The organism is Lignipirellula cremea (assembly GCF_056501455.1).
This window is the reverse complement of record NZ_CM151415.1, coordinates 2,171,551-2,195,507: the sequence shown is the minus strand read 5'-3', so window position 1 is coordinate 2,195,507 and position 23,957 is coordinate 2,171,551. Positions and strand designations below refer to the sequence as shown.

Genomic DNA, 23,957 nt, shown 5'->3' with positions numbered 1-23,957 from the left:
CTGCAACGGTCGCGATTCCGTCCCAGACTCTCCCTCTTCCCTCGCTGCGGGTCGCTCGCGTGCCCGACGCGGAAACGCCGGCATGCCGCATGCATCGGGGGGAGAGCAGAATCGCTCTGGTCGCCGGCCCCGGCGGTCGTCGATAGAACCAGAGCGGTGGTCCGGTCCTGCGTCCGCACGATGCGACGCAGGCGGTTCGTCGCCGCGAACTGAACGTTTCGGGCGCGCTCCTCGGTTCGAGGTCGCTCCTTCGTCCAGGCCGCGGCGGCTCACAAGTCATGGAGGACTGGCCCCATGCTCCGCTCGCTTCTCTTCGTTTCGTCGCTCGCGACGTTCGCGAGCCTGGCCCTTCCGCTCCACCGCGACGGCGCTGCCGCGGAAACGCTCGGAACCTCCGCTTCGTCGGGGAGCGAGGCAGCTCAGGAGTCGCCCGCCCTTCCTGCGAAGCCGCGACCCTACCTGCCGGTCGAGCAGGGCGTCGTTCGCTTTCGCATCGCCTTCGGTCGGATCCATTTCGATCGTCTGAGCGGACGCGATCAGCAGCGGCAGGCGGTCGAATACGCCGACGGCTCGACGGAGTCCTACTTCGTGCGGCCTGCCGACGGCGGCGTCGAAGCGCAGTACGAACGGACTCGCCCCGGCCTCGATCGCGTGGCGCTCGCCTGCTCTCCGTGCGGAGCCTTCACTCTGACGAAGGAATGTCTCGCCGGCTCGGGCGAGTCGCGCGTCGAACTGGTTCAGCCCGAGCATGGCTGGATGACCCTGACGCATCACGCATCCGGGGAATCGCGGACGCTGCGGGCGCCTTCGCTGTGGCACCTCTACCTGGCGGATCCGAAGACCTGCCGCACTCGCATCGCTCCGACGCTGCGGGAGCTCGGGATCGCGATCGACTACGAAGCGATCGGCGAGCGACTGACGGAACTGGCGATCGCTCGTGCGGACGAGGTCGAGCCGCCGACGCGCGAGGAGACGCTGGGCTCGATCCATGACCTGTCCGATCCTTCGTTCAAGGTGCGGCGCGCGGCCGTCGATCGCCTCCGCAAGATGGGCCCCTCGCTGGTCGCATGGGTGCGGCTGTTCCCGGTCGAGAACCTCGATCGCGAGCAGTGCGATCGCCTGCGCGAACTGGTCGCTCGCCTCGAAGCCTCTTCGAACGACCGTCCGGACCGTCTGGCCGCATGGCTCGCCGAAGATCCGTGGCTCTGGTTCGAACTGCTCTCGCACGACGAGGAGCGAGTGCGGCAGCTCGCCGCTCAGCGGATCGAAGCGTTGACCGGCGAGTCGGTCGACGCCCGTGCGGAGTCGTCCCTCGTCGACGAAGTCTCCGTCCGCCGGACCCGCGATCTCTGCCAGCAGGATCGCGGCTCGATCCGGTAGGCGGCCTGTTCGTGGCGGTTCGTCTATCGTTCAGCGCCGAAGACGAGCGAACGGCAATGGCATTGGCTAGCGGGGGACGGAAGTCCCCCGAGTTCGTCGACCGAGCAGAGCGATGGTCGAGCGATCTGCCGCCGAGCGTCGGGCGATCGCAGTCTTCGACCGCGATCCAGACTCGGCGGACTTCCGTCCCCCGCTAGCCTATTCGAGGCAAAGTCGGTGCAGCGATCCCGGACGTCGAGCGATCGATGATCCGTGACGAATCGATGCGTCCGCTCGCTCAGTCCCACCACCAGCGTTCGGCGGACAGCGACTGATCGGCTTCCGCCCGTTCGACGGGCGCGGCGGCGGCGTCGGCCCGGGCGACGACGAGGGAGGCGGAGAGACGGTCCTGCGGACGCACGCTGACGCCGCCGGAGACCGCGGCCAGCACCGTGCCGTTCTTGAGCTTCCGGTCGTTCACGATCGATTCGACCGTCGCCGGCGCCGCGTTGAGAGGAACGCGATACGAGCGGCTGTCGTCGGTCCCCAGCAGGTAAGGCAGACGGCTCGGCGCCGTGCCGTCCTCGTCTGCGTGGCGGGCGATCGCCGCGACAAGCGCCAGGTCGAAGACGTTCTTCAGTTCGGCGTAGACGGGATACTTCGTCGCCAGCGCCGCGTACTCCTTCGTGAAGCTCTCGGCGAACTGCGAGTTCAGCAGATCGCTTTCGCCGGTCGGCGTTCGCTCGCCGGTGCGTGCGAGCAGTTGATTCTCGCTCAGCACATGCACGCCGATCCCGTCGAATGCGAAGGCGTCCCGGGCGGCGTTGGTGCGGACCGCATCCTCCCGCACGGCGAACCACCACCGCAGCGTCTGGATCGACGGGGGCGCCTTGCCTGTCTCGGCCAGCAGGTCGAGGTAGCTGGTCACGTTCGTGACGCCCGGTTCGAGTCCGACGCCGATCCGCTTCATGTGCCAGTCGGCGACGACCATCGTTCGGCCCGCGTGCGTGCGGGGATCGATGCCGAAGACGGAGATCTCCTGCGGGCCGAGCGACTCCCGCAGACCGCTCAGCCAGCGCCGGCGCGCCGCGTCGGAGCCGAGCGACCGCTTCGAGTTCGCGGCCAGGTATTCCTGCGCACGGACGAGGCTGGCCTCGGTCGGCGTGATCGCACAGCCGAAGTCCGCCTCTCCCGAGTAGGCGTGACGCAGGCAGACGACCAGATCGTCCAGCCGGAGCGCCGGCGTGCCCGTCGCGGCATGCACCAGACGATCCTCCGCGTCGCGCGTCAGCGGACCCGCGGGCCCGGCGATCACGACGTCGCCCGACTCGGGATAGAGGAAGACGTAGTCGACGCGATAGAGACCGCCCAGGCTCATGGCCTCGTCCGACGGCGTCTGGCCGCGAACGGCGTCCAGGGCCAGCGCCCGTTCGAGCGCCTTGAGCGAGATCTTCCGCAGGCGCGATTCTTCGCCCGGGCCGAAGACGTCGTCCGACTTGCTGGAAGCGAGGCGCAGCGCTTCGAGATCCTCCCCGGCGGACGCTTCGATTCGCTTCAGAGCGCCGGCGGCATCGACGTACACGCCGGTCGGAAAACCGCGAATCGACGCGGAACCCGTTCCGCCGAACTCGGGCCAGCTTTCGGGATCGATGGTGCTCGTGATCAGGTCGATCAGAGTCGCGAAGTCGGCCATCGACCCGCCGCCCGCGGCGCTGGGGGGCGACGGTTCGCCGGTCGGCGCGCTGTCGGAGGGCTGTTGTGCGGAAGCGGAGAGCGCGGAGAGCGACGCCGCCGACTGGACCTGGGCGAGCGTGCGTGCCGCCTGCTCGGACATGCCTGCGCGTGCCTGACTGCGGGCGATCGTCACGAGGGCTGCGTCGCGCTCCGCCGGGTCATCGAGGGTCGCAGCGACGTTCAGGGCGAGCGGGTACTCGCCGCTTGCGAGATAGGCGTCGAGCTTCGCTCCGAACTTAGCGTTCTGGGGCGTTACCTGGGCGAGAGCTGACGAGCAGAGTGCGCCCGGCGCGGTCGCGAATCCGGTCGTAGCGACGACCGCGAGAGCGAATCGCAGACAGCAGATGGGCCGTAGCCCGAACGACTTCATGGCATTCTCGCTTGCAAAAGCGCCCCCTCAATCTGTTGATTGAACCGCAGGGACGTCGCGGAAGCAAGCGAAAGGCGCCGAGTTCGTTCGGCCCTGAAACGCCAAGACCCCGCGAGGATGACTCGCGGGGTCTGACGATTGCGATCGGTTCAGGCCTCGATCCGAGGCCGAACGGAATCGATTCAGTTGCAGCAGGCCGGCTCGACGCCGCAGGTCGGCTCGACGACTTCGCAGCCGCAGGTCGGCTCAGCGCAGCACGAGTGCTTCGCGGCGCAGTGCGCCTTGATCTTGGCGAACAGGCCGACGTGATGACGACCGCCGCAGCAGGCGACCGGCTCGCAGCAGACCGGGGCCGGGGTGCAGCAGGGCTCGGGAGCGACTTCGCAGCCGCAAGCGGGCTCGACGACTTCGCAGCCGCAGGTCGGCTCGCAGCACGAGTGCTTGGCGGCGCAACGCGCCTTCAGACGGGCCAGCAGGCCGACGTGGTGGTGGCCGCAAGCCGGTTCGCAGCAAGCCGGGGCCGGCTCGCAGCAGGGGGCCGGAGCGACTTCGCAGCCGCAAGCGGGCTCGATTTCGCAGCCGCAGGTCGGCTCGCAGCAGCTGTGCTTGGCGGCGCAGTGCGCCTTCAGCTTCGCGAACAGACCGACGTGATGATGACCGCAGCCGTGCGACGGAGCGCAGCAGGCCGGGGCGACGACCGGTTCGCAACCGCAGGACGGTCCGAACGCGAAGACCTGGGAGGCCAGCAGGAGGCTAGCCGCAATGCCGAGACCGAAGATTCGCAGGTTCATTTCCAAAGCTCCTCGAACGAAACGGAAGACCTCTCGCAGCCGGACGGGCGGCCCAACCTACGCAGGTTGCGACTACACCTCAGCCCCTCCAAGCCACAGCTTTTCACAACTTCATATCGATCCTGAAACGCGACCCCACGCTTTCATTTCCCCCAAGCAGCAGGAATTGCCCGTGTTGACGTTTCGAGAGTAGCGATTACGTAAAATGTGACGTGCGGACTTGTACCACATCGCCGCACAGCGGTGGGAAGAGGCTAACCAGAAAGTTTTTAGGTTTTTCTTCCCGCGGCATGCCCGCCCGTGCGGAGGGGACGTTCCGCGAACGGGCCCCGCTGGGTCGCTTGACCGACCAAAATCAGGCTCCGTAAGATGCCCGTGACGGCGACGCGGAGGCAGCGTTCCTCGCCGGTAATCCGGACTGCGACGATCGATCGGTCGCCCGCTTCGCTCACTGCCTCGGGAACGGATCGCCGCATGCGCGTATTGCTGGGGAGTCTGCTGGGAGAGAACGCGGCGATCGAGGTGCCTGCGGAGACCTGGATCTCGCCCCGACCGGCCGCCGGAGGCAGCGCCGAACACGCCGAGACGGAGCCCGTCGGCTCAGGCGGCGCCGAGGGCTGGCTGCAGCAGCTTCGCGATCGGCTGAAGCTTCCGCTCGGATTGCCGCCGCTGAGCGACGCCGCTTTCCCGGGCGACCGGGTCGTGCTCTCGCTCGATCCCGAAACGCCGCAGGCAGAAGGCATTGCGCTGGAGATCCTGAGGACGCTCCGCGCTTCCGGAGTCGTGCCGGGCGATATCACGCTGCTCCTCACGGCGAGCGCTTCGGCGGAGTTCGCCGATCGACTTCGCGCAGCCGCTTCCGCCCAGGCTGGCGAATCGATGACGGTCTTGCGTCACGATCCGGACGACCGCAAGCAGCTCGGTTACCTGGCCGCGGATAAAGACGCGAATCCGATCTACGTGCGACGCGAGCTTCTGGACGCGGACGTGATCGTCACGATCAGCGTCGCCCGGGCGCCGGGCGCCTTCGCCGACGACAGCGCCTACGGCGGTCTCTACCCCACGTTTTCCGACCGCGAGGCGATGAGCCGCTTCGCCGATCTCCGACGTCAGGACGGCGGAGTCGCGGCAAAAAAAGAGGCTCGCGAGATCAACTGGCTGCTCGGAGCGCTGTTCGCCGTGTCCGTCGCGCCGGCGTCGGGAGAGGAGGCGGGACAAATTGTCGCAGGCGACGTGAACGCGGTGCTGGACCGGTCCGAAGCGGCCGCGTCGGTCGACTGGTCGCTCGAACGACCTGAATCGGTCGAACTGGTCGTCGCGTGCGTCTCCGGTCCCGAAGCGCAGCAGAACTGGGAGAACTTCGGGAGGGCTCTGGCCGCAGCGGACGCCTGTGCGAACGAGGAGGGCGCCGTCGTGATTCTCACCTCGATCGAACGGCCGCCGGCAGAGCGAGCGGAGCCTGTCGAGCAGGAACAAACCGCTCGATCGATGGATGGCGACGACGAGGAGGGCTTCGGGGAAGATCTCTACGCCGCCGAGCGAGAGGCACGTGAAACGGAACGCGAGGTGCCCCCCTGGCGGAAAGTTCTGGCCGAGATCGTCGAGCGCCGCACGGTCTATTTCTCGAGCCGCCTGCCGGACGAGGCGGTCGAGGAGCTGGGAATGGTCGCCCTGACCGATCCGTCGGACCTGCAGACGCTGGTGAATCGCTTCGGCGAGTGCGTCTGGATTCGCGACGGCCAGTACGTGACCTGGGCCGTCGACGAACCGGCGCCCGTGACTGCGAAGCCCCGTCGCAAGCGGAAGTCGTGAGCGTCGTTCCGATCGCCTGGCCTTCCGCCGCCCGTCTCTTGCCGACATAGCCACTGATGCGAGTTCCCTATCCTGCTGACGAAGCCGGACGACTGCGACTGGAAGCGCTCGCTTCGGGACGAGCGTTCGTGAAGCTGGCGCCCTGGACGATCTGGCGCGTCACGGGCGCCGACCGACTGGCGTTCTTCCACAACTTCTGCACTGCGGAATTGAAGAAGCGCGCCGCCGGCGAAGGGTGCGAGGGCTTCGTGCTGACCAGCCAGGGTCGAATCCTGGACTTCGTCCACTTCACGCCGCTGGGCGAGACGCTCTGGATCGACGCGTTCGGCGACCGGCACGAGATCTGGAACGCCCACTTCGACCGCTATCGTTTCACGGAGAAAGTCGTCTGGCCGAACGCGGGCAGCGACATGCTCAGCCTGTACGTCTCCGACGAATCGGCGTTCGAGGCGCTCGGCATCGAAGCGGACGGGGACGGCGCTCGCGCCTACTCGGCCCGACTGGCGACGTTCGACGGCGCCGAACTGCTGATCCGCCGGGTGGAGTGGCTGGGGCGCGTCGGCTGGACGCTGTTCGTGCCGGCGGCTCAAGCGAGCGCGGTCATCGATCGCCTGACCTCGCACGGCTTCGCGGAAGCGACGCTGAACGAGTGGCATCGGCTGCGGGCGCTGAACCTGTCGCCGCTGGTCGGTCCCGACCTGTCGGAGAAGAACCTGCCCCAGGAAGCGGGGCGGGACGCGTCGGCCATCAGCTATACGAAGGGCTGCTATCTCGGCCAGGAGACCGTCGCCCGACTCGACATGATGGGGCACGTCAACTGGAAGCTGTCGCTGATCGAAGGACCGGTTCCCGCCGGCGAGCCGCCTGCGGATCTGACCATCGCGGGCAAGCCCGTCGCCCGCTTCGGCACCGTCGTCGAGCAGCAGGATTCGGCGAGCGCCCTCGCATTCATCCGCCGCGAACGGGCCCAGGCGGGCGCGGAACTGGAGACCGATGTCGGGACGTTCCGGGTCGTTCGTGTGGCCGGAGCGAGCGACGGCGCCACGCCTGCGTTGTAACGATCGCCGTCCTTACCCGTTCGCATGCGGGCGCTGGGCGACGACGATCGGCGCCGCCGCCTGATGCGAAAGCCACGCACGGATCGCGGCTGCATCGCTCGCCGTGTCGCCTGCCGAGCGAGCGAGCGCCACGTCGCCCCGTTCGAGCGAAGTCGCCAGTTCTCGGATCCGCTGAGACAGCGAAACGAGCAGCGCGTCGTGTCGCTCCTCGGAAAGCTCTTCGCTCGCGAGGACCGACGCGTCGTCGGTGCGTTCGCGGCGCATCGCGATCAGGCGGCTGCCTTCGGCTTTGAAGAGTCGTCCGTCGCGAAAGGCCCGGCGAAGTTCGCCGCGGTCGTTGAAAGCGTAGAACTCGTCGTCGCCGAAGTAGATCGCCCCGCCGCCTTCGGGACGCAAGCCGACGAAGATCCAGTCGGCATCGTCCGGCGTTCGGCGCAGTTCCGCTCGAATCGCGAACGCGGTCGCGTCGCGGACGAGGTCTTCCTTGGGACGTTCCTGACGAGCCATCGGCAGCGTTCCGAGTCTGTGGACTCGCCAGCGTGCCATGGCTGGCTTGTCCAGCCGTGCGGTCGCCCGCGAGATTGTCCATTGTTGCAGACGTCGCGAACCTCAGCGTTCGTTCGCGCCGAACGACCTGGGTGGTTGCGTCGTTCGAGAGGCGGGCACGGCTGGACAAGCCAGCCATAGAACAAAAGGGCGCCTGTCGCGCAACGGTTGGTCGACGCTCCCTCCTATGCCAGCCGCTTGTGCGTCCCGTCGGCCATCTCGACGGGAACGGTCGTCGTCGGATCGTGGAAGATCCGTGCGATGTCGTCGGCGCAGGCGAAGTAGGCGTCGACGACGACGGGGTCCCACATCGCGCCCCGCTCTTCGCGCAGGATCCGTTCGACCTTCTCGCGCGGCATCCCCTTGCGATAGGGCCGGTCGCTGGTCATCGCGTCGTAGGAATCCGCCACCGCCGCGATGCGGGCGAGCAGCGGGATCTCTTCGCCCGCCAGCTTGTGGGGATAGCCCGTGCCGTTCCACGCTTCGTGATGGTGCAGCACGACGCCCAGGCAGGGTTCGAAGGGTTTGATGTCCTTGATGATGCGGTAGCCCATCTCCGGATGGAGGCGGATGTGGGCGTACTCCTCGTCGGTCAGGCCGGAGGGCTTGCGCAGGATGCTGTCGTCGATCCCGATCTTGCCGACGTCATGCAGCAGGCCGCCCATGTAGAGAACGTCGAGCTGCTCCTGCGGAAGACGCATCTGCTGAGCCAGCCGAACGCAGATCCGCGACACGCGATCGGAGTGGCCGCAGGTGTAGGGATCCTTGGCGTCGATCGCCGCCGACAGCGTGCGCACGACCGCAGCGATCAGCTCGGCCTGCTTACGGTAGAGATCGTGGTTCCCGGCGTGAATGCCGAGGATCGACGCGATCGACTGCATCAGGTTGGCTTCGACCGAGCCGAATTCTTCTTCGTTCTTGCGGTTCCAGGCCGCCATCCAGCCGAAGCAGTTCGCCCCTTCGCGGATCGGCACGAGGATCATCCGCTCGACCCCTTCGAGGGGCCAGTCGGACGAGGAGGTCTGATTCGAGTTCGCGACGAACGGCTGGTTCCGTTCGAGCAGCGACCGCTCCGCGATCAGCCGCTCAGCTTCCCGCCAGCGGGACGGAACCTCGCCCGATTCGAGCCAGGCCGGTTCGCAGACGCCGCCGTAGATCGATTCCGCGCAGCGTTGCTGATCGAGGCGCACGCTGACGCCCTGCGCGTTCACGCAATCGGCCAGCCAGTCCATCGCACGTGCCGAGAGATCCTCCGCGCTGCTGGAGATCCGCAGGTTCTGCGTGATGCCGTAGATCAGCGAGATCTCTTCGAACGTTTTGACCACCTGGCCGGAAAGCTGATCCATTTCCTGTCCGTGCCGGATCTCCCGCCGTGCGGCCTGCTGCCCTTCGAGGACGAGCTCGGCCATGTTCACGAGCGGGAACGGATCCCAGATCCGCTGGCGATCGATCCAGGCACGCATCTGTCCCAGCGGCGCGCCGAGAATGCTCGACCAGATCGCTTCGCGGCCGCGGGCCGGGTTCGGCTCGATCACGAACGGAGCGAAGGCGACGCACCGGTCTCCCTGTTCGCGTTCGATCGGCGCGGCCAGCAGCGCCAGGCCGTGTTCTTCCAGCGCGATCTCGACGGTTCCCCGTTCGGCCACGACCCGGGCGACGATTTCGCGAAAGCCTTCGTCGCCAGCGGGAACGCCCTGAGGACGTTCGCACAGTTCGCCGGTCACGCCGTCGCGGAGTTCGAACGGCGCTCCGAAGCGACGTCGAAAGTCGTCCAGCGCGCGCAGCGTCGCGGCATCGGTCCGTTCGCCGACGACGGCGCGTTCAGCCAGATCCTGTTCCACGGTCAAAATTCCCTGCCCGGTTTCGACCTTCATCGCTTGGTTCTCGGGAAACGCAAGTTCCCGCGAAGGATCGCCCGCCTCTGCCGGGAGCAAGATCGTTCGCGCGGGACGGCGTTCGAGGCATGCGTTCGTCGCGCATGGTCGTCCAGCGTCAGCGAAAACCTAGGACCCGATCGCTGGAATGCAAAACCGGGGGACGATCGCCGGCGGATGGTCGCAATCACGCGCCGGAACGATCGGCAGCGTCGGCGCAAGCGGCGCCTGCACGATGCGGTCGCGCGGCCGCAGATCGAGAGCGGCCGCTACAATCAGCGTCTTCGGTGAAATCCGCCCGCTCGTTCGATTGCGACGATTCCGAGATGAAGCTTCGCGAAACGCTCCTGCTCGAAGGCGATCGGTTCGACGTCGTGCGACTGGAGTACGAAGTCCGCGGCAAAGCCGTCGCGAAAGAGGTCATCCGCCACAACGGCGCCGTCGTCATCGCCGGCCGGCTGAACGACGGGCGGCTGCTGCTGATCGAGAACTATCGCCCCTCGATCGATCGCATGCTGCTGGAGCTTCCTGCGGGAACGCGGTCCGAGGGCGAAGAGCCGCTGGCGACCGCGAAGCGGGAGTTTCTCGAAGAGACGGGCTACGAAGCGGCGACTTGGGAACTGCTTACGGAGTTCTACGTCTCGCCCGGCGTGATGGACGAGAAAATGTATCTGTTCCTCGCCTCGGATCTGCAGCGGGGCGAACAGAAGCTCGAGCCGGACGAGGTCATCGAGCTTCGGCCGAAGACGCCCGGCGAACTGCGCGAGGCGCTCGCGACCGGGACGATCGAAGACGCCAAGACGCTGATCGGCGTCACGCTTTTTCTCGCGCGGACCGAGGCCTGATCGGCGGCGGCGGGAACGAGCGGTCGGGGTTCGGGTTCCCGTACAGAACCGCCGCCAGACGCTGCGGCGAACCGGGGTCGTCCGCGGGGCGGTCGAAGTGCCAGGACCGATCCGTCGGCACATGCCGATCGAAGAAGGGCCAGCCGTCGAAGGGATCGTATCCCAGCGCCTGCTTCAGCTTCGACGAATCGAGCGTCACGTCGCCTGCCCGAGGCGGAACCGGACCGGCATCATGCCGAAGGCAGCCCATCAACAGGTCGGGATCGTAGCCGCCGACGCGGTTCACGATCTGCGCGATCTCGTAAAGCGACAGCCGCCGCGGTCCGCCGGCGTGAAAGAGCCCCGGCAGCGGCTCGCCGAACAGCAGCCGGCGGTAGAGCCCGTTCATGCAGTCGACGTAGGTCGGCGTGCGGACCTCATCGTAATAGAGCGTCGCGGGGCGACCCTTCTTGAACCGTGACTGGATCCAGTCGATCGCGCCCGCATGGCCGTTGAAGCTGACGCCCATCGGCAGCGAGATGCGGAGCAGGCAGACCTGCGGATCGATCTCGGCGACGACGGTTTCGCTCTCCGCCATTGTCTTGCCGTAGACGGTTACGGGGTCGACGGAATCCGCTTCTAAATACGGGGCGCTTTCGCGACCGGCGAAAACGAGATCGATCGACAAACGTACCAGTCGGCAGCCGAACGCTCGCGCGAACTCGGCGATGTGCTTCGCCCCCAGCACATTCGCGCGCCAGGCCATCTGCGGATCGAGCTCGCACGACTTGAGCGCGCAGGTCCCTTCGGCATCCAGGACCGTGCGAAAGCGGTAACGCTCGAACAGCCGCGCGACGGCTTCGCGATCTTCCAAATCGACGCCGAAGATGCCGTCGCCTGAGAGGGGCCAGTTCTTCTCGCGCCGCAGGCCGACGACATGGCCGGGATAGCGGTCGGCGAAGTAGCGAAAAGCGTTGTAGCCGGGGACGCCGGCGACGCCCGTGACCAGCAGCGGCAGCGCGGTCGAGGCGCTCGGATCGCCGAAGTCCGGTTCGGCAAAATCTGGGCCTGAGGTCACGACGCCTTGACCTGCCGGTAGCGTCCGCTCTCGCGCGCGGCGGGCGAGACGGCGACCAGCGTCTCCAGAATCCCTTCCTGCACGATCTCGGTCCGCTGGTTGTAAAGCCGGCGGCGCCAGACGACCTCGCCCCGGGTCCGTCCCATGGCGTGCAGTTCCAGGATCTCGGTCACGACGTGGACCGTGTCGCCGAAGTAAATCGGCTTAGTGAAGCGCCAGCTTCGGATGCCGACGAACGCTTCGGTCTTCACCCGCGGCGAGTTAAGGCTCAATCCGGCGACGAACGACAGGCCCAGCAGCCCATGCGCGATCGGTTTCCCGAAGGGGGTCGTCTTCGCGTACTCGTGGTCGATATGGAGCGGATCGAAATCGCCTGTCAGGCAGGCGAAGTTCGTGACGTCGGTCTCGGTGATCGTTCGCGCGCCGCTGACCCAACGGTCTCCGACTTGAAGCTGATCGAAGAACAGGAGATCGGTCATCGAGTTTCCTTCGGAGCGGAGGTCACGCCTGCGGTTTCCATCCCGCTTCCGCTCTGCTGAATCAGGGTTGAGAGCTTCCGTCGTTCTGACGAGCGCGCCGTGAGGGCGCCAGGTTCGACTTCGTCGCGTCACGCTTCTCGAGGCCTGAGATCAGGCCTGAGAGCATGCGAGCGATCTCTTCCAGATGCAATTTCAGTTCCGAATGACGCTCCGAAGCGACCAGGTTTCGACGCCGGGCCAGTTCGAGCAGCGGGACGCATTCCTGCACCGATCCGCGGGCGATTCCGAAGAAGTTCCGGCGATCGGGCGTCGTGAATCGTCCGTTCCCTTCCGCTATGTTCGCGGCGATCGAAAGCGACGCCCGGTTCAGTTGATCGACGAGAAACCCATACCCGCGAGGAAAGGTCTCGGTTAGCGAGCAGGTCGCGTCCGCGAAGTCGACCGCCTTCTGATAGACGAGGAGCTTCTCGAAGGCGAATGTCATCGCTTGCTAGTAGGAAGAGCAGGGCAAGTCGCTGAATATTCGTGAATTCGCCGCACTCTCGATTCCAAGAAAGTAGTGAGTTGAGAGTAGACCGAGTCGAGCGATTCCGACCCCTACCCGTCTACTTACGACTCTCTCCGCTCTCCTCTCTATTTTTCGAGCTTCGCTCGAAAAATCGGGGCGACAGGATTCGAACCTGCGACCCTCTGCTCCCAAAGCAGATGCGCTAGCCAGACTGCGCTACGCCCCGTTGAACGATGCCGGACGTTCATCCGGCGTCGTAAGTCTAGTTAGACTGCGTAATTCGGACAATGGCGTTCGTATCGCTGTAGCCCGAGTTCCGCGACGTGGCGTCGGCACGATCGGGTTCGTCAGTCTCACCTTACGGAATCGCCCAGCTTGAAGCTGCCCAGTTGCCGGCCTACCCGGCCATCGACTGGCGACTCTGGCCGGTCAACCGTTCGAGCAGGGCTTCGAATTCCGCGTGGTTCTTGAAGCTGAGGGTCAGACGACCCCGTCCCTTGCCGTTCGACTTGATCGTGGCCTTGCACCCGATCGCGAAGTGCAAGCGGCGTTCCAATTCGGCGATCTGCTCAGGTTTCGCCGGACCGGACGCCTTTTTGCCGATCGTGCCGGCGATGGGGCGATCGGTCCCGTCCTCGCGATCGAGCTCTTCCTGAACGAGCTTTTCGATCGCCCGGACGGAGAGGCCTTCCGCCTTGATCCGGTCGGCCCAGTGGATCTGCAGGTCGTCGTCGCCCAGACGAAGCAGCGCCCTCGCGTGACCGGCGCTGATGTCGTTCTGTCGGACGGCGTTCTGCACCGACTCGGGCAGATCGAGCAGCCGCATCAGGTTGGCGATCGTCGCCCGGTCGATCTTCAGGCGTCCGGCCAGTTCCTCCTGGGTGGCGTCGTGTTCGTCGAGGTAGCGCCGAAACGAAAGCGCCTTCTCGATCGGATCGAGATCCTTGCGCTGCAGGTTCTCGACGATCGCCAGTTCGGCGACCAGTCGATCGTCGGCCTCGCGGATACGGACCGGGACGTGCGTCCAGCCCGCCAGCGTCGCCGCGCGGAGCCGCCGCTCGCCCGAGATCAGTTCGTACCGGTCGCCCCGCACGCGGACGAGCAGCGGTTGCAGCATCTCATGCGTCTTGAGGCTTTCCGAAAGCGAGGCGATCTCCGACTCGCCGAAGGTCCGCCGCGGCTGGAACGGGTTCTTGTCGATCAGGTCGATCGGCAGGAGTTCCGACGGGGCGCCATGCTCGGCAGCCTGTGCTTGCCCGATGAGCGGAGGGTGGTAGCCCTCCGTGCTTTCGACGTGAGAACCCGGCGTAGTCGGAGCATCGAACCACTCGGCGCCCGAAGCCGTATCGGAAGCGGCGCCGTCGTTCGTCTCTTCGTCGAAGCCGCCGAGCAGCGCCTCGATCCCTCGTCCCAGGCGCTTCGGTTTTTTAGTCGTCACGGTCCATCACCTCCATGCAAAGTTCCAGGTACGCGCGGGTGCCGCGCGAACGGGGTGCGTAGTTCAGTACGGCGCGAGCGTGGCTCGGCGCCTCGGTCACCGCGACGTCGCGGGGGATCACGGTCTCGAAGACGATCTCGCCGAAGAAGTCCCGGACCTCCTCGTCGACCTCGCCGGTCAGCTCCAGCGCGGGGTCGTACATCGTCAGCAGGATGCCGCAGAACTGCAGCTTGCCCGCGCGGGCCTGCATGACGTTGCGGATGACCTTGATCATCTGGGTCAGCCCCTCCATGGCGAAGTACTCGCACTGGATGGGCATGAGCACTTCGGTCGACGCCGCGAGGGCGGTCTGCGTCAACGTCCCCATCGACGGCGGACAGTCGATCAACGCCCAGTCGAACGACGCGACGGAGCTCGACAGGTGCTCGCGGATTCGCTCGGCCTGCGTCGCGGGGCCCTTCGCCAGCAGCTCGGCATCCTGAAAGTTGCGGCTGCCGGGCAGCATCTTCAGCCGGGGCAGATAGGTGTCGCGCCAGTGCTCGCGAAGCGGTTCGCGCTGGAGCAGGGGATGGCGCTCGGTCGGCGGCAGGCCCAGGCCGGTCGTCGCGTTGCACTGCGGGTCGAGGTCGATGAGCAGGCATTCCTTGCCCGCCATGGCCAGCGCAGCAGCCAGATTGACCGCCGTCGTGGTCTTGCCGACCCCGCCTTTCTGATTGGCGACGCAGACGATGCGAGCCAAGTCCGCCCCCGCTCTTCCGTGAGCGTACCGCTTCCGCTGCCGCCGAACCCGTTCGACGAGCGATCCCGAGTCGCGACCCGATCCGTCAGGTCGCGGTCGGAAGGATACCGCGGAGCGCGAATTCGGGGAAACGCCAGTTTCGCGCAGCGGGCAGGCTGAGCGGCGAAGGAAGCGCAGGCGAAGGTGAAGCCCGGAACGCGAAGCGAAGCGTCCGAGCGGCGAACAGGGAGAGTTGCGTTCGACGAGCGATTAAGGAGCGGCCCGAATCGCAAGCCGCCCGGCCGGCGTCAGCCGCAAGAGGAGTGCGGCCGGACGTCGCTTACGTCACGTTCACTTGAACGCCGGATCGATTCCTCTTGTCGCCTTCGGCGACCCCGATTGCGAAGCGATCGCGGCCACCCGGAGAAGACGCGCCCGCCGCGAGGTGCGCTCGCGGGCGGGTCGAATCGAAAGGCGTCTGCTACAAGTCAGTTCAGGGTCACGATCTCGCTGGGGTGGTCGAAAAAGGCCGACGTCGGCTGGCGGGGGCGCGCGGTCGTCGTGGGCCAGTCGAGGGTCGAGTATCTAGAATTTCGACCGCGACGCCTGGGCCGGCGCTTATCCCCGCCAAAGGAACGATACGCGCTGTCCACCCGAGAAGGCGACACTTTTCTTTGGACGACCTCGGAGGCTGCGATCTCCCCGGGCGGAGCGCCCAGCGGCGCGCTGATCGCAGCCCGCATGTTTCACGGGAAACGCATTCCCGGCAGACTCGCCCGCGACCGGCAAAGCCGCCGCGGTTTCACGTGAAACGATCCGCTCTTCACAGTGAGCCATCGCCTGACGACAGAAGGCTGCGTGTGTGCGATGCCCGCATCGCGTCAGCAGGGTGGGCATGCAAGGTTCGGCCGGCCCTTAAGCATGCCCACCCTTCCTTCGGAGATGTGGGCATGGCACACGGAACCGTCGAGCCTGAGGAATGAGCCTGGTCCCATGGGGAGGTCAGGTATCGCCTGAAGACGACAAGCCGCTGGGTCGCGTCTGCTCAGGTCGCCAAAACGAAAAACGGCGGCCGGGTAATCGGCCGCCGTACGTTTCAAAGTAGCCGTCAGGCGATGCCTGACCTATCGGACTCGGAGGGCTGACACCCTCCGCTCGCCTGATGAAGAGCGGTGGCTCTCGCTCACTCCACCGGGTTGATCACCAGCCCGCTGAGGAGCTTGGGATAGAAGTAGGTGCTCTTGGCCGGCATCCGCTCGCCGAACTGGCTGACCGATTCGATGTGGCCCAGCGTGGCGGGCATGACCAGGATGCCGGCGTCGAACGGGCCCCAGGCAGGATCGCCGTTGGTCATGCCGTCGACGACCTCTTCCACGAGGTGGACGTACTTCGGCTTGATGTGGGGATCGCGGCCCAGCTTCTTCTCCAGCAGCAGCGTGTGGAGTATCGCCACGCCCAGCGTGCGCCAGACGTCCGAATGCTCGGCGGCGAGCGCCTTCAGTTCCTCGCGGCCCTGATCGGTCAGGTGGACCAGCGACCATTTCTTGTCGGCCTGAGTCATGATCGCGAAGGCGTCCTGACCCCCTTCGGTTTCGATCTCGTCCCACAGCGGGCCCGCCTGCTCGATCCCTTCGCCCGCCGGTTCGACCAGGAACGAGCCGCCCAGTTTCTCGATCAGCGACTGCTGCGTCAGGCCGGGCAGGCCCGTCAGGAGGCGATGCGTGGGAAGCACGATCATCCCCGGGTCCTGCATCGAGATGAACATCATCAGGACGAAGTTCGCCGGGTGCTCGCTATCGAGCTGGCCGCCGTTCTGCTCCTTGAGCCAGTTGCGATAGTTGCAGGCCGTCTCGTATCGATGATGGCCGTCGGCGACGAAGACCGGCTTGGGTCCCAGCAGCTTGGAGACGTCGCCGATCGTCCGGACGTCGCTCACGGGCCAGACGCGATGCACGACGCCCAGGTGATCGGTCGCCTCGAGCGGATTGGCGCCGACGATCTTCTCTTCGAGCAGGTTCTGAACGACGTTCTCGGCGTCGGGATAGATGCCGAAGATCTGGCTCAGATTCGCCTTGCAGGCCTTGGTCAGCTTCAGGCGGTCTTCCTTGGCGCTGGCGTGCGTTTCTTCGTGGGGATAGATCCGCCCCTCTCCGAACGGTTCCAGCCGCACGCGGCCCATGAAGCCCCGCCGGCAATACTCGACGCCGCCGTACGTGAAGACCTGGTGGTAGACGTACAGGCAGGGATCGGGCTCGGTCGACAGCACGCCGTCCCGCTTCCAGTTGCGGAAGAACTGGGCCGCGCGGGAGTAGCGGTTGTTCTGGTCGTCGTCGCCCGGCTCGTCGCGGTTGAGGATCAGGCGCACGACGTTGCAGGGATGCTTCTTGTAGAGCTGGTCCTGCAGATCGGGCGAGATCACGTCGTACGGCGGAGCGATCACGTCGCTCAATGCGCCGATCTGGCCAGCGTCGTATCGAATGCCGCGAAAGGCGTGTACATCCGCCATGGAGAGTCGTTCCTGCGTCAGCTTCGGGTCGAACCGGAAAGGGGCCGATTCTAGCAGGATTCGGAAATGGCGCGCCGCGAGGCGTCGCCTTGGCGAGCGGAGGGTGTAAGCCCTCCGTGTCTACTCGACGCGTGAACCGCTTTCCGACCACGGAGGGCTCACACCCCCCGCTCGCCCCGGACAAAGAAAAACGCCCGGCGATGGGTTCGCCGGGCGTTTCGGATTTCCAGTCAGCGTCGGATCGCTGCCGCTTAGTAGCGGTAGTGATCGGGCTTGAAGGGGCCTTCGACGGGAACGCCGATGTAGTCGGCCTGCTCCGCGGAGAGCTTCGTCAGCTTCACGCCGAGCTTGCCGAGGTGCAGCCGGGCGACCTCTTCGTCCAGCCGCTTGGGCAGGACGTGGACGCCGATCGGGTACTTCTCCGCCGAGTTGAACAGTTCCATCTGGGCGAGCACCTGGTTCGTGAACGAGGCGCTCATCACGAACGAGGGGTGACCCGTCGCGCAGCCGAGGTTGACCAGGCGACCTTCGGCCAGCAGCAGGATCGAGCGACCGTGCGTGAAGGTATAGCGATCGACCGGGCCGCCGACGTCCTGGTCGTCCTTGATCCGGAGACGCTTGACGCCCTTGGTCGCCTGCAGGCCGGCGACGTCGACTTCCAGGTCGAAGTGGCCGATGTTGCAGACGATGGAGTCGTTCTTCATCTGCTCCATGTGCGACGCCATGATGATGTCGCGGTTGCCCGTCGTGGTGACGAAGATGTCGCCCTCGGTGCAGGCCTCGTCGATGGTCGTGACCTCGAAACCTTCCATCGCCGCCTGCAGGGCGTTGATGGGATCGATCTCGGTCACGATCACGCGAGCGCCGTAGCGCTGCATGGAGTGAGCGCAGCCCTTGCCGACGTCGCCGTAACCGCAGATGACGACCACCTTGCCGGCGACCATCACGTCGGTCGCGCGCTTGATGCCGTCAGCCAGCGATTCGCGACAGCCGTACAGGTTGTCGAACTTGCTCTTGGTGACCGAGTCGTTGACGTTGATGCAGGGGGTCTTGAGCGTCCCCTTCTTGTGCATCTGGTACAGGCGGTGAACGCCTGTGGTGGTCTCCTCCGAGATGCCGCGGATGTTCGCGAGCATTTCGGGGTACTTGTCGTAGACCATCGCGGTCAGGTCGCCGCCGTCATCGAGGATCATGTTCAGCGGTTCGCCGCTGGGCATGAACAGGGTCTGTTCGATGCACCAGTCGAACTCCTCGTTGTTCATTCCCTTCCAGGCGTAGACCGGGACGCCCGTTTCCGCGATCGCGGCGGCGGCCTGATCCTGGGTCGAGAAGATGTTGCAGCTGCTCCAGGTGACCTCGGCGCCGAGCGCGGTCAGCGTCTCGATCAGGACCGCCGTCTGGATGGTCATGTGCAGGCAGCCGGCGATGCGGGCGCCGGCCAGCGGCTTCTCTTTGCCGTATTTTTCCCGCAGAGCCATCAGGCCCGGCATCTCGTTTTCCGCGAGCATGATCTCCCGGCGGCCGAGGCCGGCCAGGGCCATGTTCTTGACCTTATAAGGCAGACGGGTTTCCGTTTGCGACACGAGCGACTTTCCTTGAGGGCGAAGGCAATCAGGCGTCCGAAAGCGATCGGCGGACGCCCCGAGCGAAGCCCGATGGTTCCGGGCGAAGCATCTGGGCGGGCCGAGACGACTCCGTTCGGTCAACCGAGACGAACGCTTAAGTTTAACAATCTAACTGCAATTGCCGATTTTTTCCAAACCCCTGGCGCCGGATACGACATCTTTCCGGCGAGCGGAGGGCGTCAGCCCTCCGTGTCTTTCTCGCGGGTACGACCGGACCGGAACACGGAGGGCTGACGCTCTCCGCTCGCCCCATTCGAGTTACCGATCCTGCTTACGCAGCGCCGCGTCGGCGCGTTCGGCGAAACGTCGCACCGCGGCAGACTCTTTCCGGCCGGGAGAGACTTCCACGCCGCCGGCGACGTCGACGCCGAACGGTTTCGCCTGCTCGATCGCCCCGGCGACGTTCTCCGGGGTGAGTCCCCCGGCCAGCAGCCAGCGCACGCCGGGCCAGTCGGCGAAGACGGTTTCGAGGTCGGCCCAGGGGAGGGTCGCCCCTGTCCCGCCCCACGCCCCCGGACGGTACGCGTCGAGGAGAAGGGTCTCCGCTGCCCGGATTCCCGCAGCCTCCATCCGCCGAAAGTACGCCTCCACCGCTGCCTGCGGCGAATTGACGCATCGAATCGCGCGGATGATTTTCAAGTCGGTGAGAGCGGCTTCGACGTCAGGCGGCTCGTCGCCATGGAGCTGAACGCAGTCGAGGTCGCATTCCTCTGCCGCGCGACGGATCGCCTTGGGCGATTCGTTGACGAACACGCCGACGCGGACCAGATGCGTCGGGATCGCGTCCGCCACGGCCGATCGTCGCTCGGGAGCCAGGAAGCGCTTGCTGCCCGGGAAAAAGTTGAGCCCGACCGCATCGACGGCGCTTCCCTCCCAGCCGGCGAAGTCGGCAGGATCGGTACAGCCGCAGATTTTGATGCGAATCGGAGGGGAAGGGTCGGGCACGCGAGGCTCAGGGCACGGAATCAGGGGCAGCCGGTCATCCTATTCCGAGGGGACGTCGCGGACGAGTCGCCCGCTTGCGCCGGGAACGTGACCTATATGGAGATAGATGATAGGCGCCCGAAGTCCGCATTGCGGAGCTCGCGGCCCCGCCGACGCACCTTTCTTCGATTCGACGCGTATGTCTGCATCCAACCGACCGATCGCCGGCGCCTCGAACTGTCGCGGGCGCTACTGCCGGCTGTCGCGAGTCTTCCTGATGAGCGGGCTCGGCGCGATCGTGCTGGGCGCCGCGTTCTGGCCGCCCGACGCGGTGCAGCGTCGTCTGGCCGTTCGCATGACGTTCGCCGAAAACCTTTCGGAAACCGATCGCCAGGCGAAACTGGCGGAAGTCGAAGCCACGGTCGCCGACGCCAGCGAACGGGCGCTGTGGGCGGCGGAAGCTGACCAGACGGGGAAGCCGAAAGCGTTCGTCTTCGCGAAGTTGGCTTCGTTCCTGCCGACGTCGGTCCGCGCGGAATCGACGCTGGTCGCGTCGCCACTCAAAAGCGACGGCGAACTGGTCGGCGTCGAGATCGCTCTTTCCGATTCCGACAGCCTGCGAGCCGAGCGGTTCGCTCAGGCGATCGTGCGGAGCTTCGACGAAGCATCCGTTATCGCTGATCCTGCCGCGACGTCAGTCGCCGTTCCGCAAGCTTCCGACTCGGCGAAGGTCGCCGAACGGGAACAGGCGCTCGCATCGATTCGTCGCGAGCAGGACCGGTTGCGGAAAGCTTTGGACGAACACTTCGAAGAACTGCGCTCCTTGCGTTCGGAACTCGCGGACGAAACCGGTTCCAGTCAGAAGAGCGTCAGGGAGAAGCAGTCGACTGCCGACTCCGCGGCGGCGCCGGGCGTTAGCGATCTGGGCGGCGTCAATGCTCAGCCGACGTCGTTCAACGCGTCGACGCTGAAGAACGTCCTGTGGCAAGTCTCGCCCAGTCTGCCGCAGGCCGACATCGAGCGTCGACTCGCGGATCTCGACGCCGATATCGCGGCGAAGAAGGCGGCGCAGAAAGAACTGCTCAGCAAGTTCACGGCGCATCACCCGGTCGCAACCGCGCTCGGCGTCGCCATCGAACGGCTGGAGCGCGATCGACGCGAACTCGCGAAGCTTTTCGCGCCGTCGAACGATCCCGTCCCGACGCCTCCCGCGCAGTCGTTCGTCCCCCCACCCGTCGTGCCGGAGCCGGTCGCTCCGCAGCCGGTCGTTCCCAACCAGATCGCTCCGCAGTCGATCGTGTCACAGCCCGTTGCTCCGCAATCGAATTCGACGCCTCCGGAATCGCGGCCCGCTCCGGCGCCTGAAAAGGTCGCGCCCGAACTGAAGGCTTCTCCGACGGTCGAGGAGAAACACGATGACGAGGCCGCGAAGCAGGCGGCTGCCGCGGAAATCGCAGCCAGCAAGCAAGCAGTCGCCGCAGCGCTCGAACGGGCGATTCGCTCGGAAGAGATAATGAAGGAAGAACTCCGTTCGCTCTCGGAAGCAGCGCAGGCGCTGTCCGCGGAAGGGGCGGCCGAATCGCAGGGAACGCCCGCAAAGTCAGTCGTCCCGGCTGCGGCGAGTTCGTCGGTACTACGTGCCGAGATCGTCGATCTGGAAGAGACCGGGAGCGTGCAGATGCGTTTCGCGCTCCTGCTGGTCGGATCGCTGCTGTTCTCCGGAGTGATGACTTCCCTCGCCTGGCTGGTCGGTCGCGAACGGGCGATCGGATCGGCCGAAGAGGTCCGCCTGGCGTCGGGTCTGCCGGTCGTCGGTCAATCGACGGCAGGTCTGCTCGATCGCAAGCCGAAGCGGAACGTCGCCTCGGTCGCCGTCTCGAGCAGCCTGAAGCTGGTCGAAGGCGCTGCGTTCGCGACAGCCGTGTTCTGCGTCGCGGCGCTCGCGGCGGAGAACCCTCGCTGCGAACAGATCCTCCGCCAGCCGCTCGCCATCGCGTGGCAGGCGCTTCAAAGCCTGACGTAGAAGAGGGGCCATTTTCGGTCATCAGGATCGAAGGCTCTGTGTGCCATGCCCACGTCGCGGAGCAGCGTGGGCATGTTAGGTTCGGGCGGCCCTCAGCATGCCCACCCTGCTGGCGCGATGTGGGCATGGCACACGGAAGTGTCGGAACCTGACGTCGAACGCTAGACGAGCCAGTAGTTTCGTCAGCGGCAAAACCGTCAGCTTGATCGACGGGCTTGCAGACGCTGAAGCGAAGCTCGGCAGGTCGCGGCGACTTTGCCGGCCCGCGGGCGTTCTGTTCGCGCGTCGGATGCTTCGCGGCGCGACCGAATCGACCGGCAAGACCGGCTGGCGCCGTTCCTCCGCAAGTCGCGTCTCTCGCGAGCCGAAAAAGGTACAGGCGTCGTTTCGGTCGTAGTCGATCGAGCGGCGCCTCCGGCACGCGCTGATCCCCTGCACGCTGCGCCCGAACGAACGACGGCGAACTTCTTTCGTCGTTTCGATTCGTCGCGCGGCACGGCGCCGCCGCTTCCGCTGATCGTTCGCGATCGATTCCCGACGGTCGACCGAACGCAACTCCCACTCGTACCCAGGCGAACGGATTCATGTACGAGGCGCTCTTCCGACTGAGCTCGCGCCCCTTCTCGCCCTACCCCCGCACGGATCGTTTCTTTCCGTCGACGGAAATCGAACAGGCCCGCTCCAGCGCCCTGCGTTCGATTTCCCGCGGCGAAGGCGTCACCGTGGTGATCGGCCCTCCCGGCACGGGCAAGACGTTGCTCTGCCGGATGATCGAAGAAGCTTTCGCGGGCGACTTCCGGATCGTCTCGCTGCAGGGCGTGCGTCTGGCGACGCGGAAGGCCCTGCTGCAGAACCTGCTGTTCGGTCTGGGGCTGCCTCATCGCGGGGGCGAAGAGAACGACTTCCGTCTGGACGTCCTCGCCAGCGCGAATGACGAGAAGGCCTCGCCCCGCGGAATGCTGCTCGTCATCGACGAAGCCGATCTGCTGCCCCTCCGCGTCCTGGAAGAGTTGCGGCTGCTCGCCAACGTCGTGCAGGGGGGCGAGCCCCGGATCCGCCTGGTGCTCGCGGGCGGTCCGTCGCTGGACGAGAAGCTGTCGCATCCGCGGATGGAGGCGTTCCAGCAGCGGCTCGGCATGCGTCGCTATCTGCATCCCTGGAACCGCGAAGAGACGCGGAACTACATCCAGTCGCAGTGGCGTCGGGTCGGCGGGTCGCCCGAAGCGGTCTTCGACGAAAACGCGTACGTCGCGATCTATCACGCGACGACCGGGTTCCCTCGCGCGGTGAATCAGCTCTGCGATCATGCGCTGGTTCTGGCGGCGGAAGCGGGCGCGACGCGCATCGACGCCCATCGCATCGAAACGGCGTGGGCCGACCTGCAGCAGCTTCCTCTGCCGACGAAGGAGCCCGCCACGTTCGCCGGTCGCTCAGGCATCGTGGAGTTCGGCGCCCTGGCCGACGAGCCTGCGCGTTCGACGACCGCCTTCGTTTCGGTGACGGAGGAAGAGGACGCCGACGCAGTCGAGCCGGGCGTCTACGACTTCGGTTTCGAATCGAATTCCCTCCGCGATCGGGAGACTTGGCTCGCCATTCCGCAGGTCGACCTCGCCATTCCGCAGGTCGACGAAGAAGCCGACGCGTACGAAGAGCCGGTCGGCTGGGATCCGTTCGCCGAGTCGTTCGACGAGGAGGCGCTGGTCGAGGATCGGGTCTCCCGCATCGCTCCTTCGCCGGCGGCATCGTTCGAGGCCCGCTCGGCTTCGCCCGGCTCCATGCGCAAGGATCCCGCTCGCACGGCTCCTGCGGTCCGAGAGACGCCGAAGGCCGACGCGAAGTCGCGGGAGGATCGCGCTCGCACGATTCGGGTCGAATCGGCCGAGCGGGATCGTAACGATCGTATCGAGGCGCCGCGTCAGGAATTGCGCGGGTCACTCGAGCAGGATCTGCTGGATGCGACGTTGCAGATTTCGCCCCTGCGATTCGCCCCGGCGGATGATCGTGACCTAATTTTGGTAGAGGAAGACGTGCGCGAAGAGGCTCCCCGGGCAGAGTCGGGAGCCGTCGTCGATTCCCGGCAGCTTTTCGCACGGCTCCGCCAGACTCATTGATCTCTCCGCTGTAACGGGGGCCGCGCTGACGGATCGGTCAGCGCCAGGTCGCTCGCCGTGCGGAGGGAAACTCCGTGCGGCTTTCAGAGCGACGTCGAATTCGAGCAGCCGAGCGGTGAAGCGCCTCCCTGATTCACGGGAAGACTTCGCCCTCGCCGGATTCGCGATCTCGGCCGCGA

General features: G+C 66.1%; 18 protein-coding genes and 1 tRNA gene. 6 read left to right on the top strand and 13 right to left on the bottom strand.

Annotated features, from left to right (window positions below; all coding sequences use genetic code 11):
* Positions 1 to 294: 294 nt before the first annotated feature.
* A complete protein-coding gene (locus SH602x_RS08500; RefSeq protein ID WP_479476377.1) occupies positions 295 to 1,380 on the top strand; it encodes a hypothetical protein in 1,086 nt (361 codons plus the stop codon).
* A gap of 277 nt (positions 1,381 to 1,657) precedes the next feature.
* On the opposite strand, the gene SH602x_RS08495 is transcribed toward SH602x_RS08500, so the two are convergent.
* Both SH602x_RS08495 and SH602x_RS08490 read right to left on the bottom strand, forming a co-directional pair.
* Complete coding sequence (locus SH602x_RS08495) at positions 1,658 to 3,463, bottom strand: DUF1598 domain-containing protein (RefSeq protein ID WP_479476376.1); 1,806 nt, start codon at positions 3,461 to 3,463, stop codon at positions 1,658 to 1,660.
* 182 nt (positions 3,464 to 3,645) lie between these two features.
* Positions 3,646 to 4,254: a hypothetical protein gene (locus tag SH602x_RS08490; RefSeq protein WP_479468977.1), complete on the bottom strand. Its 609-nt coding sequence runs from the start codon at positions 4,252 to 4,254 to the stop codon at positions 3,646 to 3,648.
* A 474-nt stretch (positions 4,255 to 4,728) separates the two neighbouring features.
* Here SH602x_RS08490 and SH602x_RS08485 point away from each other — a divergent pair, with 474 nt between their 5' ends.
* Entirely contained in the window at positions 4,729 to 6,066 is a 1,338-nt protein-coding gene (locus SH602x_RS08485; RefSeq protein ID WP_479476375.1) for a lactate racemase domain-containing protein, read from the top strand.
* Between the two features lie 56 nt (positions 6,067 to 6,122).
* Positions 6,123 to 7,124, top strand: coding sequence for a CAF17-like 4Fe-4S cluster assembly/insertion protein YgfZ (ygfZ, locus tag SH602x_RS08480; RefSeq protein WP_479476374.1), 1,002 nt, complete (start codon positions 6,123 to 6,125; stop codon positions 7,122 to 7,124).
* Between the two features lie 12 nt (positions 7,125 to 7,136).
* On the opposite strand, the gene SH602x_RS08475 is transcribed toward ygfZ, so the two are convergent.
* Positions 7,137 to 7,631, bottom strand: a complete 495-nt coding sequence (locus tag SH602x_RS08475; protein WP_479476373.1) for a hypothetical protein — start codon at positions 7,629 to 7,631, stop codon at positions 7,137 to 7,139.
* Positions 7,632 to 7,855: 224 nt separating this feature from the next.
* On the bottom strand, positions 7,856 to 9,544 hold the full coding sequence (locus SH602x_RS08470) for an HD-GYP domain-containing protein (protein ID WP_479476372.1): 1,689 nt from the start codon (positions 9,542 to 9,544) through the stop codon (positions 7,856 to 7,858).
* Positions 9,545 to 9,870: 326 nt separating this feature from the next.
* On the opposite strand from SH602x_RS08470, the gene SH602x_RS08465 reads away from it, so the two are divergent.
* Positions 9,871 to 10,389 carry an NUDIX hydrolase gene (locus SH602x_RS08465; RefSeq protein WP_479476371.1) on the top strand — a complete coding sequence of 173 codons (519 nt, stop codon included), beginning with the start codon at positions 9,871 to 9,873 and terminating at the stop codon, positions 10,387 to 10,389.
* Here SH602x_RS08465 and SH602x_RS08460 read toward each other — a convergent pair.
* From SH602x_RS08460 to SH602x_RS08420, 9 genes are all read right to left on the bottom strand, one after another.
* Positions 10,358 to 11,446, bottom strand: coding sequence for an SDR family oxidoreductase (locus tag SH602x_RS08460; protein WP_479476370.1), 1,089 nt, complete (start codon positions 11,444 to 11,446; stop codon positions 10,358 to 10,360). The two genes, SH602x_RS08465 and SH602x_RS08460, sit on opposite strands and share 32 nt — an antisense overlap.
* Positions 11,443 to 11,925 (bottom strand): MaoC/PaaZ C-terminal domain-containing protein, encoded by a 483-nt coding sequence (locus SH602x_RS08455; RefSeq protein WP_479468970.1) that lies wholly within the window; start codon positions 11,923 to 11,925, stop codon positions 11,443 to 11,445. Before SH602x_RS08455 ends, SH602x_RS08460 begins: the two co-directional genes overlap by 4 nt.
* Before the next feature lie 61 nt (positions 11,926 to 11,986).
* Positions 11,987 to 12,409: a four helix bundle protein gene (locus tag SH602x_RS08450; protein WP_479476369.1), complete on the bottom strand. Its 423-nt coding sequence runs from the start codon at positions 12,407 to 12,409 to the stop codon at positions 11,987 to 11,989.
* Positions 12,410 to 12,584: 175 nt separating this feature from the next.
* Positions 12,585 to 12,659, bottom strand: a tRNA-Pro gene (locus tag SH602x_RS08445).
* 171 nt (positions 12,660 to 12,830) lie between these two features.
* Complete coding sequence (locus SH602x_RS08440) at positions 12,831 to 13,871, bottom strand: ParB/RepB/Spo0J family partition protein (protein ID WP_479476368.1); 1,041 nt, start codon at positions 13,869 to 13,871, stop codon at positions 12,831 to 12,833.
* Positions 13,861 to 14,610 carry a ParA family protein gene (locus SH602x_RS08435; protein ID WP_479468968.1) on the bottom strand — a complete coding sequence of 250 codons (750 nt, stop codon included), beginning with the start codon at positions 14,608 to 14,610 and terminating at the stop codon, positions 13,861 to 13,863. The genes SH602x_RS08440 and SH602x_RS08435 overlap by 11 nt, the downstream gene beginning before the upstream one ends.
* A gap of 1,162 nt (positions 14,611 to 15,772) precedes the next feature.
* Positions 15,773 to 17,095 carry a DUF1015 domain-containing protein gene (locus tag SH602x_RS08430; protein ID WP_479476367.1) on the bottom strand — a complete coding sequence of 441 codons (1,323 nt, stop codon included), beginning with the start codon at positions 17,093 to 17,095 and terminating at the stop codon, positions 15,773 to 15,775.
* Positions 17,096 to 17,346: 251 nt separating this feature from the next.
* Positions 17,347 to 18,678, bottom strand: a complete 1,332-nt coding sequence (gene ahcY / locus SH602x_RS08425; protein WP_479476366.1) for an adenosylhomocysteinase — start codon at positions 18,676 to 18,678, stop codon at positions 17,347 to 17,349.
* A gap of 300 nt (positions 18,679 to 18,978) precedes the next feature.
* Positions 18,979 to 19,665, bottom strand: coding sequence for a phosphoribosylanthranilate isomerase (locus SH602x_RS08420; RefSeq protein ID WP_479476365.1), 687 nt, complete (start codon positions 19,663 to 19,665; stop codon positions 18,979 to 18,981).
* Positions 19,666 to 19,843: 178 nt separating this feature from the next.
* Between SH602x_RS08420 and SH602x_RS08415 the strand changes: the two genes are divergently transcribed.
* Positions 19,844 to 21,667, top strand: a complete 1,824-nt coding sequence (locus SH602x_RS08415; protein ID WP_479476364.1) for a hypothetical protein — start codon at positions 19,844 to 19,846, stop codon at positions 21,665 to 21,667.
* A gap of 584 nt (positions 21,668 to 22,251) precedes the next feature.
* Positions 22,252 to 23,778, top strand: coding sequence for an ExeA family protein (locus SH602x_RS08410; protein WP_479476363.1), 1,527 nt, complete (start codon positions 22,252 to 22,254; stop codon positions 23,776 to 23,778).
* Positions 23,779 to 23,957: the final 179 nt, after the last annotated feature.